Below are 15,155 nucleotides of genomic sequence, written 5' to 3'. Positions count from 1 at the left end.
CGCCCCGTGACTGCATCCGGACCGATCCGTACCGAGACCCATGACAATGTCCTGGTCATCATTTCCGACAATCCGCCGGTCAACGCATTGGGACAGGCCGTGCGCCAGGGGCTGGCCGACGGCATCGCGGCAGCACTGGCAGACGACGTGATCGAGGCGGTGGTGATCCGCTGCGATGGTCGCACCTTCTTTGCAGGGGCTGACATCACCGAATTCGGCAAGGCTCCTGTCGGCCCCAACCTGCCCGAAGTGTGCGATGCGATCGAGGCGAGCGACAAGCCGGTCGTAGCCGCCATCCACGGCACGGCACTGGGCGGCGGCTGCGAAGTCGCGCTGGCCTGCCATTACCGGATTGCCGTCCCCTCGGCGAAACTGGGCCTTCCCGAGGTGAAGCTGGGCCTGATCCCCGGTGCCGCCGGAACGCAGCGCCTGCCGCGCCTCGTGGGTGCAGAGGCGGCGCTGCCGCTGGTGGTTGGCGGCAATCCGGTTTCCGCGAACAAAGCCGAAAGCATCGGCCTGCTGGACGCTGTCGTGACCGAAGGCAATCTGGAGCAGGATGCCATCGCCTTCGCAAGGTCGAAGATCGGCAAGCCGGTGCCGCGCACCTCGGAACAGGATGCCAACAGGGACGGTGTGGCAAACCCCGCGATCTTCGACGATTTCCGGCAGCAGAATGGCCGCAAGCTGAAGGGCTTCGACGCGCCGGAGGCAGCGATCGCCGCCGTGAAGGCTGCAGGTGAACTGCCCTATGCCGAAGGCGTCGCCAAAGAGCGCGAATTGTTCGGCAAACTGATGGCAGGCACGCAGAGCGCCGCGATGCGCCATTATTTCTTCGCCGAGCGCGCCGCCAACAAGATCGACGATATTCCGGCCGATACGCCGCTGATCGACATCGCCAGGGTCGGCATCATCGGGGCGGGCACGATGGGCGGCGGCATCGCCATGAACTTCCTGTCCGCCGGCATGCCGGTCACGATGCTGGAAATGAAGCAGGACGCGCTCGATCGCGGCACCGGGGTCATGCGGAAGAATTACGAGAACGCGGCCAGGCGCGGGCGGATGAAGCCGGAACAGGTCGATGCCGCCATGGGCCTGCTCTCCACCACTCTCGACTATGCCGACCTTGCCGATTGCGACCTCGTGATCGAGGCCGTCTTCGAGAATATGGACGTGAAGAAGGACGTCTTCGGCAAGTTGGACGCCCATGTGAAACAGGGCGCGATCCTCGCCTCCAACACCAGCTATCTGAACGTGGACGAGATCGCACAAGCGACATCGCGCCCCGGCTATGTGCTGGGCCTGCACTTCTTCTCGCCCGCCAATATCATGAAGCTGCTGGAGATCGTGCGCGGGGCAAAAACTCGCGACGATGTCCTTGCCACGGCAATGAAGCTGGCGAAGAAGATCGGCAAAATCGCGGTCGTTTCCGGTGTTTGCGACGGGTTTATCGGCAACCGGATGCTGTCACCCCGCCAGAAGCAGGCCAATGAACTGGTGATGGAAGGCGCGAATTACTGGGAGGTCGACGAGGTGCTGGTCGATTTCGGATTCCCCATGGGTCCGTTCCAGATGGGCGATCTTGCGGGCCTGGACATCGGTTGGCACCGCGATCCGTCGAAGGTGACGAATGTGCGCGAGGCGCTTTGCGCCGCGGGTCGTTTCGGCCAGAAGACCGGGAAGGGGTTCTACGATTACGATGGCTCGCGCAATCGTACGCCTTCGGATGAAACCAAGGCGATCATCGCCGATTTCGCCGCGAAGGCAGGGCGCGAGCAGCGCGACATCGGGGCCGATGAAATCCTTGAACGTCTGCTTTACCCGATGGTGAACGAAGGGGCGAAGATCCTCGACGAAGGCATGGCGCAGCGGGCGAGCGATATCGATGTCGTCTGGATCAATGGCTATGGCTGGCCGGTATTCACCGGCGGACCGATGTTCTGGGCCGATACCATCGGGCTGGGCAAGGTAGTCGCGGGTCTCGACAAATATGGCCTGGAGGTCAGCGACTATCTGCGCGGCAAGGCGGAGCGCGGCGAGCGACTGACTGCGTAAGGATTGCACGTGCGACGGGATTGCAGCGGGCCGGCTCCTATAAACCGGTCCGCAGTTTCTAATCCGCCGTCTTTCGTGCCGATTTGCGCGCCAGCCGTTCCATTTCGCGGCGCCGCTTCTTTTCCTCCAGCGCCAGCGCATGACCGCGCAGCACGGTGCTGTCGGCCAGAACTGCCCCGCGTTGTCCCAGGGGCGCTTCCGGCCCGATGGTGGAATCCTTGAAGGTCTGCCGTTCGGCCTCGGCATTGACGAGAGCGCCCAGCAGGATCGCATAGGCGGACAGGAACAGCCACATCAGGAATACGACGATCGCCGACAGCGAACCGTAGGTCGCGTTGTAATCCGAGATGAAGGCGACATACATCGAAAATCCGAACGAGACGGCGATGAACAGCAGGGTGGCCAGAACGGCGCCGGGTGTCAGCCAGCGCCACTGCGCGCGTGCGCGGTCCGGCCCGAAGCGCATGATGACGGCGAAGCCCAGGCTGCCGAGCAGGATGGCGAACAGCCAGGTCAAGAGGCTGAACAGGCTCTCGACGCGGGAGCCGATCAGGATCGAGGTCTGCGTCTGCAGCCAGGTAAAAACGCTGCCACTGATCACGCCGACCAGGGCGATGCCGATGGCGCACAGCGTCAGCTGCGCCGCGCGCGTGGTGATCTTGACGATGCCGCGGGTCTCGCTTTCCTCGTTGATGACGTTCAACGCCTTGATCAGGCCGCTGGCCGCCCGCATCCCGCCGTAAATGGCGAAAGCGAGGGCGATAAGCAGCGCGATACCCGTCACGCCCGAACTGGTGGTCACGACTGCAAGCAGCTGATCCTCGATCAGGGTGGCCGCATCGCTCGGCACCACTTCGACCAGCGACCGCATCTGCCGTTCGACCATGCCGACATCGCCGATCAGGCCGTAGATCATCACCGTGCTGGCGATGAGCGGAGTGATGGCGAGAAAGGTGAAGAAGGCAACGCCGCCTGCCAGCAGGTTCAGATTATGGAAGCCCGCCATCATGAAAACGCGCTTCAGGATCTGGACCCATGCGGCGCGCGGAAGCCGCCAGGGCGATTCAGCAATTGCGCCGGGGGTTTCAATAGGCAATGGTGCTTCATTGTCACTACCAGCGGCTGCGCCGTGGTCCGATGGTGCAGGGCAGGTTGAGGGATGCGGCAGGATAGCGTATCTCCGATAGCCTGAGGGGTCTGGAGTTCATGCGGTCGTAATGGGTTTTGCTGTTTCACGCTATGATCTTCTGGCGGGCGCGGGCTATGCGGCGCTGGCCTGTGCTACGCTTGCCTGCTCGAACCCGGCATCCGCGCAGGATGTTTTCGCGGAGCAACAGGATGCTGCAAGCGCTGAGCGTGCGGGGCAAGCCGCTGCTCGGGACGATTTGCAGGCCGACATGGTCATGCCGCCGCCGCCGCCGGCAGATGCGGATTTGCCGGTCATTCCGCCGATCATCGATCTGGAAGAATTTCGCGAAGCGATCCCCGATCTGGATGTCGACGACGATCCCGAACTCGACCGTCCGCTCGAATCCATCGCCGAATTCGAGCGGCGCATGGCGATCGAGGCAGCCGAAGGCGATGCCGAGGCGCTGGCGGAAATCGAACGGGATGATTTGCTGGATGGCCGGGGCGTGCTTCCGCCGCTCGGTACGACGGAAGGCGCGGAGGCTCCGCTTGGCGATCCCGCCCTGGCGGATGGCGACCCGGTGGAAGAGATCGGTGACGCGCCTATCCGCGATGCGGAACTGGCCGCGCCGCTGCCGCCGCTGGGTGAATTCGAGGTGGAGCCGGTCGAGTTCGCCGATGCCGAGGACGGCAGCGACGTTCTCGAGGTGGAATATGCCATCGCGCTGAACGGGCTCGAGGAAGCGGACGAGGCGACGGAAACCGACCTTCGCGGCATTTTCGAAGGTCTGTCCGCGCTTGAGAATGACGATCAGGATGCGGCGAATGTCGCGCAGATCGCCGCGCGGCTGGGCGAAGACAGCGTGCTTCTGAAACGTCTGCTGGCATCGGAAGGCTGGTTTTCGGCCGAGGTGGAAACCCGGGTCGATCGCTCCGACGCGGCCGACGGACAGCCGCTGACGGCGGTTCTCGACGTAATTCCGGGCGAACGCTACGAATTTGCCGAAATCATCCTCGATGCGCCGCCTACCGTGCCCGAAGGGTTGATTGCGGACAATCTGCCGCTGGAGGCAGGTAGCCCGATCGTCGCCGAACGGGTGCAGGCAGCAGAAGCCAATGTCGCCATCGCCCTTCCCCAGCAGGGTTATCCCTTCGCGCAGGTCGGGGAGCGCGACATCCTGCTCGACCCCGAAACCGCCGATGGCGTCTATACCTTGCCCGTCGATCCCGGTGTGCGGGCACGGTTCGGCGGCTTCAGCACCTCCGGAGATCTCGCTTTCGGGGCGGAGCATATCGACACCCTGTCCCGCTTCGAACGGGGCGAGCTGTACGACAGCCGCCTGGTCGACGATCTGCGACAGGCGATGGTCGCCACAGGCCTGTTCAACACCGTGGCCGTCACGGCGGAACCGACCGGAGAGTCGGCCGGGGACGGGACGGAATATGTCACGATTGCCGTGGAGCAGAACGCCGGACCTGCCCGGACGCTGGCCGCAGGCGCAGGTTACGGCACGGGCCAGGGCGTGCGGCTGGAGGGCAGCTGGAGTCACCGCAATCTGTTCCCGCCCGAAGGCGCCTTGATCGTCAACGGGGTTGCAGGCACGCAGGAACAGGGCGCGGGAGTCATCTTCCGCCGGTCCAATGCCGGGCGGCGTGACCGGACATTCTCCGTCTCGGCAGAGGCGCTGCACAGCGATTACGAAGCCTATGAGGCATTTACCGCCCGGCTTGCCACGCGTGTCGCTTACGATTCCACGCCGATCTGGCAGAAGCCGCTGACCTATGCCTATGGCGCGCAATTGCTCGCCACGAATGAAGACGATTTTGACCCCGGGACGGGCGAGCGGGAGCGGCGGACCTTCTTCATCGGCGGGTTGCAGGGACAGGTGGGTTTCGACACCACCGAAAGCCTGCTCAATCCGGTGCAGGGATTCCGCGTCACGGCGCTGGTCGAACCCGAAGGGTCGCTGCAGGACGGCTTCACCCCGTACGTGCGGGCGCGGCTGGATGCCTCCACCTATTACCCTGTCGGTGAATCCTTCGTCATCGCAGGGCGCGTGGCGCTCGGCACCATTCAGGGGATCGACCGCTTCGATCTTGCGCCTTCCCGCCGGTTCTACGGCGGCGGAGGCGGCTCGGTGCGGGGCTTCGGCTATCAGAACCTCGGCCCCAAATCGCTCGAACCCAATCCCGACTTCGATCCCGACGATCCCGAGAATGAGGACGATCCCTTCATCACCCGGCCCATCGGCGGGCGCAGCCTGAACGAAGCGGCCATCGAAGTGCGCTATCGCTTCGGCGATTTCGGGATCGTCGGCTTCGTCGATGCCGGACAGGTGTATGAAGGCACCACGCCGGACTTTTCCGACCTGCGTTTCGGCGCGGGCATCGGCGGACGCTTCTACACCAATTTCGGGCCGCTCCGGCTCGATGTCGCCACCCCGCTCGGCCGGCGGGAAGGTGAGAGCCTGATCGCCGTCTATATCTCGATCGGGCAGGCTTTCTGATGGCCGGGGTTCATGATGACGTGACCCGGTCCGGGCACGATGAAGAACGTGACGACTCCCCGCGCGAACAGGTTGCCCACGCCGATATGGACGATCATGACCCGCGGCAGCGGCCCGGCTGGGGCCGGCGGATCGCCGTGCGGCTTGCCAAGATCGTCGCCTTCGTCATCTTCGGCGTCGTCGCCTTGCTGGCGCTCGTCTATTTCGGACTGAACAGCGGGCCGGGCAAGCGGTTCATCGCCAACCAGATCGCCGGTTACGAATTCGAAAACGGATTGCAGATCGAGATCGATCGCATCGGCGGGTCGATCTACGGCGAGATGATTCTGGAAGGGCTTGCGCTTCGCGATCCCGAGGGCGCCTTCCTGACCTCGCCTGAAGTCGTCGTGGACTGGCGGCCCTTCGCCTTCATCAACGGGCATGTGGACATCAGGTCGGCAACGGCAGAGCGGATGACATTGCTGCGCCTGCCCGAATTCTACGAAGTTCCCGAAACCGACGATCCGCTCCTGCCGGATCTCGACATCGATATAGATAGGCTGGCGATCGACCGTTTCGTCGTGGAACCCGTGGTGACGGGCGAACGGCGGGTGGCGGGGCTGGCCGGCGAGGCGCACATTTCGGACGGCCGCGCGCAAGTGGTCCTGAACGGTGCCACGATTGCAGGTGAAGGTCGTGCCGGCGGCGACGAAATCCGCCTCGTGCTGGACGCGGTGCCGGAAGAGAACCGCCTGGCGCTCGACCTTGCACTCGACGCCCCGGCGGACGGTGTGCTGGCGGCTCTTGCAGGGCTGGACCAGAGCATCGCATTGCGCGTCGGAGGGCGCGGTGACTGGGCCGCATGGAACGGACGGCTGGACGCCGATCTGGGCGGGGAAAGCTTCGCCGATCTCGCGATCATCGCCCGTGACGGCACGTTCACCCTGCGCGGGGCGACGCGGGTTGCGCGCCTTCTGGAAGGTCAGGCTGCCGCCTTGTTCGGGCCGACAACCGCCGTGGATGTGACTTTCACGCCCGAGGAGCGGCGCGTGGAACTGGCCGGAAGCATCGGCAGCGACGCGTTCCGTCTGAATGCGAATGGCGGTGTCGATCTGTCGGACAACAGCTTCGACGGCTTGCGGGTCGGCTTCGTCCTGCTGCGGCCATCGGTATTGGCGGAAAATCTGCGCGGCAGCGGGCTTCGCGGCAATCTGGTGCTGGACGGTGCCTTCACTGCGCCTGAAATCGCCTATTCGCTGAATGCCAATCGCATCCTGTTTGGCGATATCGGGCTGCAGAACCTGCGCGCATCGGGGCAGGCCACGATCAATCCGGACCGGATATTCATTCCCGTCGACGCGCGGATCGACCGCATTACCGGGCTCGACAGCGTGGCCGGCGGGACACTGACGAATGTGCGCCTGAATGGCGACATCGCCATAGAGGGAACGCGCCTGCTGTCCGACAATCTCCGCATTCGTTCCGACCGAATCGATGCCGGGCTGATCCTCCTCGCCGATTTCTCGACCGGGTTGTATACCGGCGCCATCGACGGGCGGATCGACAATTACCGCGTCGACGGGGTCGGTATCTTCGACATCAGCACCGATATCGACCTGCGTAGCGAAGCGCAGGGCTTCGCGCTCGCCGGCCGGGTGAACGTGCGGTCGCGTCTGATCGAGAACGAGGGCGTTCGCGATTTTCTGGGCGGCAATGCGGTGGCTGGCGCGGGTGTGCGCTATGCGCCCGACGGCACGATCTATTTCGACGATCTCGAATTGCGATCGCCGCTGGTTCGCATCACCAGTGGCAGCGGCTCCTATACGCAGGATGGGCGGATCGTTCTGGACGCCCAGGCGGTGACGGAGCAATATGGCGCGGTGGGTGTCAGGGTTCGGGGCACGATTTCCGACCCGGATGCGACGATCACGGCAACCAATCCCGATTTCGGCCTTGGGCTGGCCAATCTGACCGCCAACGTCACCCGGTCCGGCAGCGGCTATCGCCTGACCGCCACGGCGGACACGGATTATGGCCCCCTGACGGCGGATGTCGTCGTCAATGCCGGCGATGTCCTGACACTCGACGTCAACAGCGCCAATCTGGCCGGCGTGAAATTTGCCGGATCGGTCCGGCAGACGCCGGCCGGCCCATTCGCCGGGCGGCTGACGGCCAGCGGACGCGGTTTCGATGGCGTGGTGCGGCTGGACAACGAAGGGCGATACCAGGCCGCCGACCTGAATTTGCGGGCGCGGGACGCGAATTTGCCCGGCCCGGCGCAGCTCGCCATCGGCACGGCCATCATCGACGCGCGCGTGGTCCTTTATGACCAGCCTTATGTCGTCGCCGACGTCCAGCTGGCCGACGCCCGTTATGGCGAAATCGTCATCGCAGCGGCACGCGCCATTGTCGATTATCGTGACGGGCGCGGAAATGCGAAGCTGCTGGCACGGGGCACCAGCGGTGTGCCGTTCCGCATAGCCGCAAATGCCGACCTGCAGCCGCAATTGTGGCGCGCCGCGATCAAGGGGCGGGTTCGCGGTCTCGACTTCGAAACCGCGGGCCCGGCGCGTATCGTGCCAGGCGACGGCACATATCGCCTGCTGCCCACCCGCATCGATTTCGGCAGCGGTAATCTGCGGCTCGCCGGAACCTATGGCGACGGGATAAGGGTGCAGAGCCGCCTCGATTCCCTCGATCTCGACATCGTCAATGCCTTCGTCCCGGGCCTCGGCCTCGACGGCACGGCGACGGGCAGCCTGGATTTCGCACTGCCGGCTTCCGGATCGTTTCCGCGCGCCGACGCCCGCCTGTCGGTTCGTGATTTCACGCGCACGACCGCGGTGTCCGTCAGCCAGTCCGTCGACATCAATTTCGTCGGCAAGCTGCTGGCCGATGGCGGCGATGCAAGGGCCGTGATCCGCCGCAGGGGCAGCGTCATTGGTCGGATGGTCGCCACGCTCAGCCCGCTGCCTCCAGGCGCGGGGCCGTGGAGCGAGCGCCTGCTGCAGGCACCGCTCGGCGGCGGTATCCGCTACAATGGTCCGGCCGATACGTTGTTCTCGCTGGCGGGCCTCGTGGATCAACGCCTGTCCGGCCCGGTCGGCGTGGCGGCGGATTTCGGTTGCCGCGTATCGGACCCCTGCCTGCAGGGGGTCGTCAGGGCGAACCGCCTGACCTATGAAAACCTGACCTACGGCACCCGCCTCACCGATATGAGTGTCAACGCACGTTTCGATGGCGACCGCCTGGAACTCGAACGTCTCTCTGCCGAAGCAGGCAATGGCAGCGTGCGGGCAGCAGGCTTCGTCAGCCTGGCGTCGGACAGCGGCTATCCCATGGATATCAGGGTCGAACTCGACCGGGCACGACTGGCCCGAAGCGACGCCCTGTCCACCGCGGCGACCGGCACCCTGCGTCTGACGAAAGCGGCGGGCCGCGAAGCCTTGCTGGCAGGCGAGCTGCTTCTGCCCGAAACGCGCTACGAGATTATCCGCTCGGGTGCGGCTGAGATCCCCGAACTCACCGGCGTTCGTTTCAAGCCGCCGCGCGGCCCGCAGCGCATTACCGAGAGCGAACCGGAAGAAAGCCTGCCCGGCCTGTTCGAACAATTGCGCCTCGATATCGATCTGGTCGCGCCGGAAGAACTGTACGTATCCGGCATGGGGCTGGAATCCGAATGGAGCGCGGATCTGGCCATCAGCGGCTCGAGTGCAGCCCCGGTCCTGTCGGGCGAGGTGGAGCTGATACGCGGAACGCTCGGTTTTGCCGGACGGTCGTTCGAACTGGAGACGGGCCGACTGGCGTTTACCGGCGGGCGAGAGATCAACCCGACGATCAACATCGTGGCGACCGACGAAATCGAGGACATCACGGTCAATGTGGTCGTGTCCGGACGGGCGCTGAACCCGCAGATCGAATTTACCAGCACGCCCGGTCTGCCGCAGGACGAGATCGTCTCGCGCATCCTGTTCGGCAGTTCGGTGGGCAATCTTTCGGCGGTTCAGGCCGTGCAGCTGGCGGCATCGCTCAATGCGCTGCGCGGGTCGGGCGGCGGGCTGAACCCGCTGGGCAAATTGCGTTCGGCCACCGGTTTCGACCGGCTGCGCATCCTGGGAGCGGACGATACCAGCGGACGCGGCACGGCGCTGGCGGCCGGCAAATATCTGACCGACGACATCTATGTCGAACTGATCACCGATGCACGCGGCTTCACTGCCACGCAGCTGGAAATCGCAATCACGCCGTTCCTTTCGATCCTGACCCAGGCTGGCGGTTCGGGCGGAACGGATGTCAACCTTCGCTATCGCCGGAATTATTGATGCGCGCGGTGGCGGTTCTCATGCTGATGATGCTGACGGGCTGCGAACAGGAAGAGGATTTCGACACCCGGTTCGAGAGGACCAGGGCGGATCTTGAACATCGCTCGGAGATCCTGGAGCGGGACCTCGCTGCGCGCAAGGCGGCGGAAACGGGCGGCACGGCAGAGCAACCCGGCAGCAGCAGCATGGATGGCGCGCGGGCTGCGACAGCGGATTGATCCCGAGGCAGGGACGCTCCTCTCGCCGCTATGCGCAGGCGATCAAACATCCGGTGGAGGGAGGAACCCACCAGATCGCGCATTGACCGCCGGGCCCTGCCTGCGGCATTGGGTGCAGCGATGACCTCCGGCCCCACCGCACCCCCTCCCGAAGATGCAATCGCAGGCGTGTCCGACCTCGGGGAGAATTTCCGCGCGGCCATGCGGCGGCTGGCCAGTGCCGTCGGCGTGCTGACGGTGCGCGGCCCCGACGGTCCGATCGGAATGGCGGCGACCTCGATCACGTCGCTGACCATGGATCCGCCGGCCCTGCTGGTCTGTGTCAATCACAAGGCCGCGCTCCATGCCTGCATGGAGAAGGACGCCCTGTTCTGCGTCAATCTGCTGTCACGGCACCAGAGCGCGATCTCGGCGGCTTTCGGCGGCGGCGCGGCGCATGAGGACCGGTTCCGCCAAGGCAAATGGCACAGCGCCGCCGATGGGCTGCCCCGGCTGGAGGACGCGCAGGCGATCATGATCTGCCGCATCGAGAAGATCGTGCCCTATGGCACCCATTCCATCGTCATCGGCGCGGTGGACGAGGCAGAGGTGAGCGGAGCCATCGCGCCCCTGATCTACCAGGATGGAACTTACCTCTGATCTGAAGTCGCGCAGGCTCGCAAGAGCCGATGGACGGGGCGCGTCCGGCGTTCTAGACATCCCCCAAACAGTCCTGGGGAAACTTGCATGAAAAACAATCCTGCCACGCTTCGCCTGTCGGTGATCGCCGGCCTGCTGCTGGGGTCCAGCAGTTTCGTTCACACCGCCGCAGCGCAGCAGGTGCAGCCTGTCGAGCCGCCGGTGGAAGCGACCGAAGCACCCGAGGACGAGGCGCGTTCGCCCGAAACCCAGGCCGAGAGCCTGCCCGTGCAAACGGGCATCGCCGTGCAACCTGCCGCGCCAACTGCGGCAATGGTGACAGCAGCAGACCCTGCTGCGGACGAAACGGATTGGGACGTCAACAATCCGCGCGGCGCGACCATCCGCCAGGTGCCGATCAGGACCGACGAGGCTAGCTGGATCGACGTCGATGTCAGCCCGGATGGAAGGACGCTCGCGTTCAGCGTGCTTGGCGACATCTACACCATGCCGATATCTGGCGGCACGCCGCGCCGTATCGCCGAAGGGCTGGCGTGGGAGGTGCAGCCGCGCTTCTCGCCCGATGGGCAACGACTCGCCTTCACCTCCGACCGCGGGGGCGGTGACAACATCTGGATCATGAACAGGGACGGCAGCGATGCGCGGCAGGTGACGAAGGAGGATTTCCGCCTGCTGAACCAGCCGAGCTGGAGCCCGGACGGGCGCTTCATCGCGGCCAAGAAGCATTTCACCACCGGGCGCTCGCTCGGCACCGGAGAGATCTGGCTGTATCACGTCAGCGGCGGCGGCGGGGTGCAACTGGTGGAACGCCCCAATGAACAGCACCAGAAGGAACTGGGCGAACCGATCTATTCCGCCGACGGCAGTGCGATCTACTACACCCGCAACAATACCTCCGGCCCGATCTTCGAATATGCGCAGGATTCGACGCAGGGGATCTTCCAGATCGACCGCTACGACCTCGCTAGCGGCGAGATCACGACCGCCGTGGCCGGTTACGGCGGCGCGGTGCGGCCGACGCCTTCGCCTGACGGGCGCCATATCGCATTCGTCCGCCGGGAAGAAGGCCAGTCCAAACTGTTCGTGAAGGACATGCAGACCGGTGCCGAGCGGATGATCTACGGCGACCTGGATCAGGACGTGCAGGAAACCTGGGCGGTTACCGGTGTATATCCGAACATGGACTGGACGCCGGATGGCCGTTCCCTCGTCTTCTGGGCAGGCGGCAAGCTGCGGCGGATCGATGCGGATGGCGGCAACGCGGCCATTATCCCGTTCGCGATCAACGACACGCGCGGCGTGGCGGACGCACCGCACCCGGTCGTGCCCGTCGGCGCGGACAGTTTCACGACGAAGATACCGAAATTCGCCAGCGTCTCGCCCGATGGCGGGCGCGTGGTCTTCGAGACGCTCGGCAAGCTTTACGTCAAACCCATGGCGGGCGGCGAGGCCCGGCGGTTGACCAGCGGCCGCGGGAATGACGAAACGCTCGAACTGTTCTCCAGCTGGAGCCGCGACGGAAACCGCATCGTCTTCGTCCGCTGGACCGACGCAGGACTGGGTGAGATCGTCACTGTCGACGCAAGGGGCGGGGCGGGGCGTGTCGTCACCGCTCAACCGGGCCATTACGGCCTGCCCCGCTTCTCGCCCGATGGCCAAACCATCGCCTTTGAAAAGCGGGCGGGCGGTTATCTGACCGCGCCGGAATATTCGGAAAATCCCGGCGTCTACCGCGTAGCGGCCAGCGGCGGAACGCCCGAACTGGTGGCGCGCGGGCTGGGTTCGCCGCAATTCGGCGCGCGGAACGACCGTATCTTCATGCTCGGCAGCGAGAACGGCAAGCTCCAGCTGGTTTCGGCCGATCTGAACGGAGAGGCACGGCGCATTCATGCACAGGGTGAATTGATCAACGATTTCAAGGTTTCGCCCGATGGGCGCTTCCTCGCCTTCCGGCAGAATTACGAAGCCTTCGCCATGCCCTTGATGCCGGGCGGCCAGGCAGTTTCAGTCGACGCTTCGGGCAGTTCGCTGCCGATAACGAAGGCAAGCGAGGGCGGGGCGGATTATATCGGCTGGTCGCAGGACGGCGCGCGCCTGCACTGGAGCATGGGGCCGCAGCTCTATACCGTCGCCACCGACCGCCTGTTCGCGAGTGCTCCGGCGGCAGGGAACGCGCCGGATTTCACTCCTCCAGCCAGCGGCTTGTCGCTTGCCATGACGCGGCAGGCCGACCGGCACCAGGGCAGCGTGGCGCTGGTTGGCGGGCGCATCCTGACGATGGCTGAAAATGGTGCAAATGGAGAAGTGATCGAGGATGGCGTGATCTTGATCCAGGGCGACCGGATCGCCGCCATCGGGCCGCGCGGGCAGGTGCAGGTGCCTGCCGGTGTGCGGCAGGTCGACGTCACCGGTCGCACGATCATGCCCGGCCTGGTGGACGCGCACGCCCACGGGCCGCAGGGGGTGGACGATCTGGTGCCGCAGCAGAACTGGGCGCTGGTGCAGAACCTGGCGCTCGGCACCACGACAATGCACGACCCCTCCTCATCGTCCAGCCAGATCTTCGCCGCGGCGGAACGGCAGCAGGCGGGCATGATGCTCGCCCCGCGTATCTTTTCCACCGGCGAGATCATCTACGGGGCCAAGGCGCCCGGCGTCTATGCCCAGATCGACGATTACGACGATGCGCTCGCCCATGTCCGCCGGATCAAGGCGCAGGGCGGGATGTCGGTGAAGAATTACAACCAGCCCCGCCGCGAACAGCGCCAGATGGTGGCCCGCGCCGCTGCGGCGGAAAACATGCTGGTAGTGGCGGAAGGCGGATCGCTGTTCGGCATGGACATGAATCTTGTCGCCGACGGCAATTCGACGCTGGAGCATAATATTCCGCTCGACACGTTCTACGCCGATGTCGTGCAGATGTTCGGGCAGAGCCAGACCAGTTACACGCCGACGCTGGTCGTCACCTATGGCGGGCTGGCGGGCGATCCCTATTGGCGGCAGGCGACCGATGTGTGGGAAAACCCGCTGATGGTGCATACGCCGCCGCAGCAATTGCTGGCGGAAACGAGCCGGCGGGTGAAGGCCCCGGAATGGGCCTTTGTCGACGATGACAATGCGCGCGAGGCGAAGAAGCTGGCCGATGCCGGCGTGCTGGTGTCGATCGGCGCGCATGGCCAGCAGCCGGGCATCGCCGCGCATTGGGAATTGTGGAGCTTCGTGCGCGGCGGGATGACGCCGACAGAGGCGCTGCGCGCCGGAACCATCGTGCCTGCCAAATCGCTCGGCATGGCCCGCGATATCGGCAGCCTGGAGGTCGGCAAACTGGCCGATCTGCTGGTGCTCACCGCCGACCCCACCGTAGATATCCGCAACAGCGACGATATCGCGCAGGTGATGCTCGGCGGGCGGCTGTATGACGCGCGCACGATGAACGAGGTGGAGACCGGCGACGCGACGCGCCTGCCCTATTGGTGGGAATGAAATGCGCCGCCTGATTGCCGCGCCGGTTGCGCCCTGAAGGGTGCTTCCAGCGCGGCGCCGAGGGCAATGTCGCGCTGTGCCGCCGCATCGTCCACCCCTATGGTGATCGCCGATCGAGGCGGGCTGTCGCGGAAGGTGCCGTGCAGATGATCCCACAGAGCGATGCCGCTGGACCAGTTGCTGTTCATCTCGCGGCGGCGCTGGCTGTGATGGATGCCATGCATGCGCGGCGTCGTGAGGATCGCGGCAAACCGGCGGTCCCATCCCTTCGGCAGGCGCAGGTTGGAATGGTGGAACAGGATGGAGCCGAAGAAGAAGGCGCGCCAGATGCCCAGACCTTGCGGCCCCACGCCGCTCACCCGCACCTGAACCAGGCGCCACGGAAGCGACACGAGCATGTCGATGAAGTGGAACCGCACGGCTGTCGACATGTCCATATCCGCATCGACATGATGCACCCGGTGAAAGCGCCACAGGAAGGGCAGTTTATGCGTTGCGACATGCCAGAGGTAGAAACCGTAATCCATCGCGAGAAATCCGGCCAGCCGTCCTGCAGGACCGGGGATGACGCCCTCGATGCCGCGCGATCGCTTCCGGTTCCGTTCTGCCACTGCATCGGTCAGCGGCGTTTCATAGGCGGCGATCATCGCCTGGCATAATGCGCCCAGGGCAACATTGCGCGCCATGCGCGGCACCACGGGCCGGGACTGCCGGCGCAGAGGGCGCAGGCGCTCAGCCAGAAACAATCCGCCGATGGCAGCCGCGCCGAACAGGCCGAGCGTCAGTTCCCTCCTTGTGATCATGCGCGTGAAAATGCGCGCTTGCGC

Annotated in this window: 8 protein-coding genes; 6 read left to right on the top strand and 2 right to left on the bottom strand. The window is 65.0% G+C overall.

The genetic code is table 11. The features are described from left to right. Nucleotides 1-6: 6 nt before the first annotated feature. Nucleotides 7-2,052, top strand: coding sequence for a 3-hydroxyacyl-CoA dehydrogenase NAD-binding domain-containing protein (locus tag HG250_RS07640; RefSeq protein ID WP_170004313.1), 2,046 nt, complete (start codon nt 7-9; stop codon nt 2,050-2,052). A gap of 58 nt (nt 2,053-2,110) precedes the next feature. Here HG250_RS07640 and HG250_RS07635 read toward each other — a convergent pair whose 3' ends face one another. Beyond that, the gene (locus tag HG250_RS07635; protein ID WP_240956985.1) at nt 2,111-3,148 is read right to left on the bottom strand and encodes a YihY/virulence factor BrkB family protein; all 1,038 of its coding nucleotides are present in this window, start codon (nt 3,146-3,148) and stop codon (nt 2,111-2,113) included. A gap of 121 nt (nt 3,149-3,269) precedes the next feature. Between HG250_RS07635 and HG250_RS07630 the strand changes: the two genes are divergently transcribed. From HG250_RS07630 to HG250_RS07610, 5 genes are all read left to right on the top strand, one after another. Then, nucleotides 3,270-5,687, top strand: coding sequence for an autotransporter assembly complex protein TamA (locus HG250_RS07630; RefSeq protein ID WP_170004311.1), 2,418 nt, complete (start codon nt 3,270-3,272; stop codon nt 5,685-5,687). Next, entirely contained in the window at nt 5,687-9,988 is a 4,302-nt protein-coding gene (locus HG250_RS07625) for a translocation/assembly module TamB domain-containing protein (RefSeq protein WP_240956984.1), read from the top strand. The genes HG250_RS07630 and HG250_RS07625 overlap by 1 nt, the downstream gene beginning before the upstream one ends. An 8-nt stretch (nt 9,989-9,996) precedes the next feature. After that, on the top strand, nt 9,997-10,206 hold the full coding sequence (locus tag HG250_RS07620) for a hypothetical protein (protein WP_170004309.1): 210 nt from the start codon (nt 9,997-9,999) through the stop codon (nt 10,204-10,206). Nucleotides 10,207-10,326: 120 nt separating this feature from the next. Next, nucleotides 10,327-10,845: a flavin reductase family protein gene (locus tag HG250_RS07615; protein WP_170004307.1), complete on the top strand. Its 519-nt coding sequence runs from the start codon at nt 10,327-10,329 to the stop codon at nt 10,843-10,845. A gap of 87 nt (nt 10,846-10,932) precedes the next feature. Continuing rightward, nucleotides 10,933-14,328 carry an amidohydrolase family protein gene (locus HG250_RS07610; RefSeq protein WP_170004305.1) on the top strand — a complete coding sequence of 1,132 codons (3,396 nt, stop codon included), beginning with the start codon at nt 10,933-10,935 and terminating at the stop codon, nt 14,326-14,328. Here HG250_RS07610 and HG250_RS07605 read toward each other — a convergent pair. After that, complete coding sequence (locus HG250_RS07605) at nt 14,313-15,131, bottom strand: sterol desaturase family protein (protein ID WP_170004303.1); 819 nt, start codon at nt 15,129-15,131, stop codon at nt 14,313-14,315. The genes HG250_RS07610 and HG250_RS07605 overlap by 16 nt on opposite strands. Nucleotides 15,132-15,155: the final 24 nt, after the last annotated feature.

The sequence above is a fragment of the Pseudopontixanthobacter vadosimaris genome, assembly GCF_012979275.1.
Classification (GTDB): domain Bacteria; phylum Pseudomonadota; class Alphaproteobacteria; order Sphingomonadales; family Sphingomonadaceae; genus Pseudopontixanthobacter; species Pseudopontixanthobacter vadosimaris.
The sequence above is the reverse complement of the archived record's forward strand: the minus strand, read 5'-3'. Positions and strand labels throughout refer to the sequence as shown.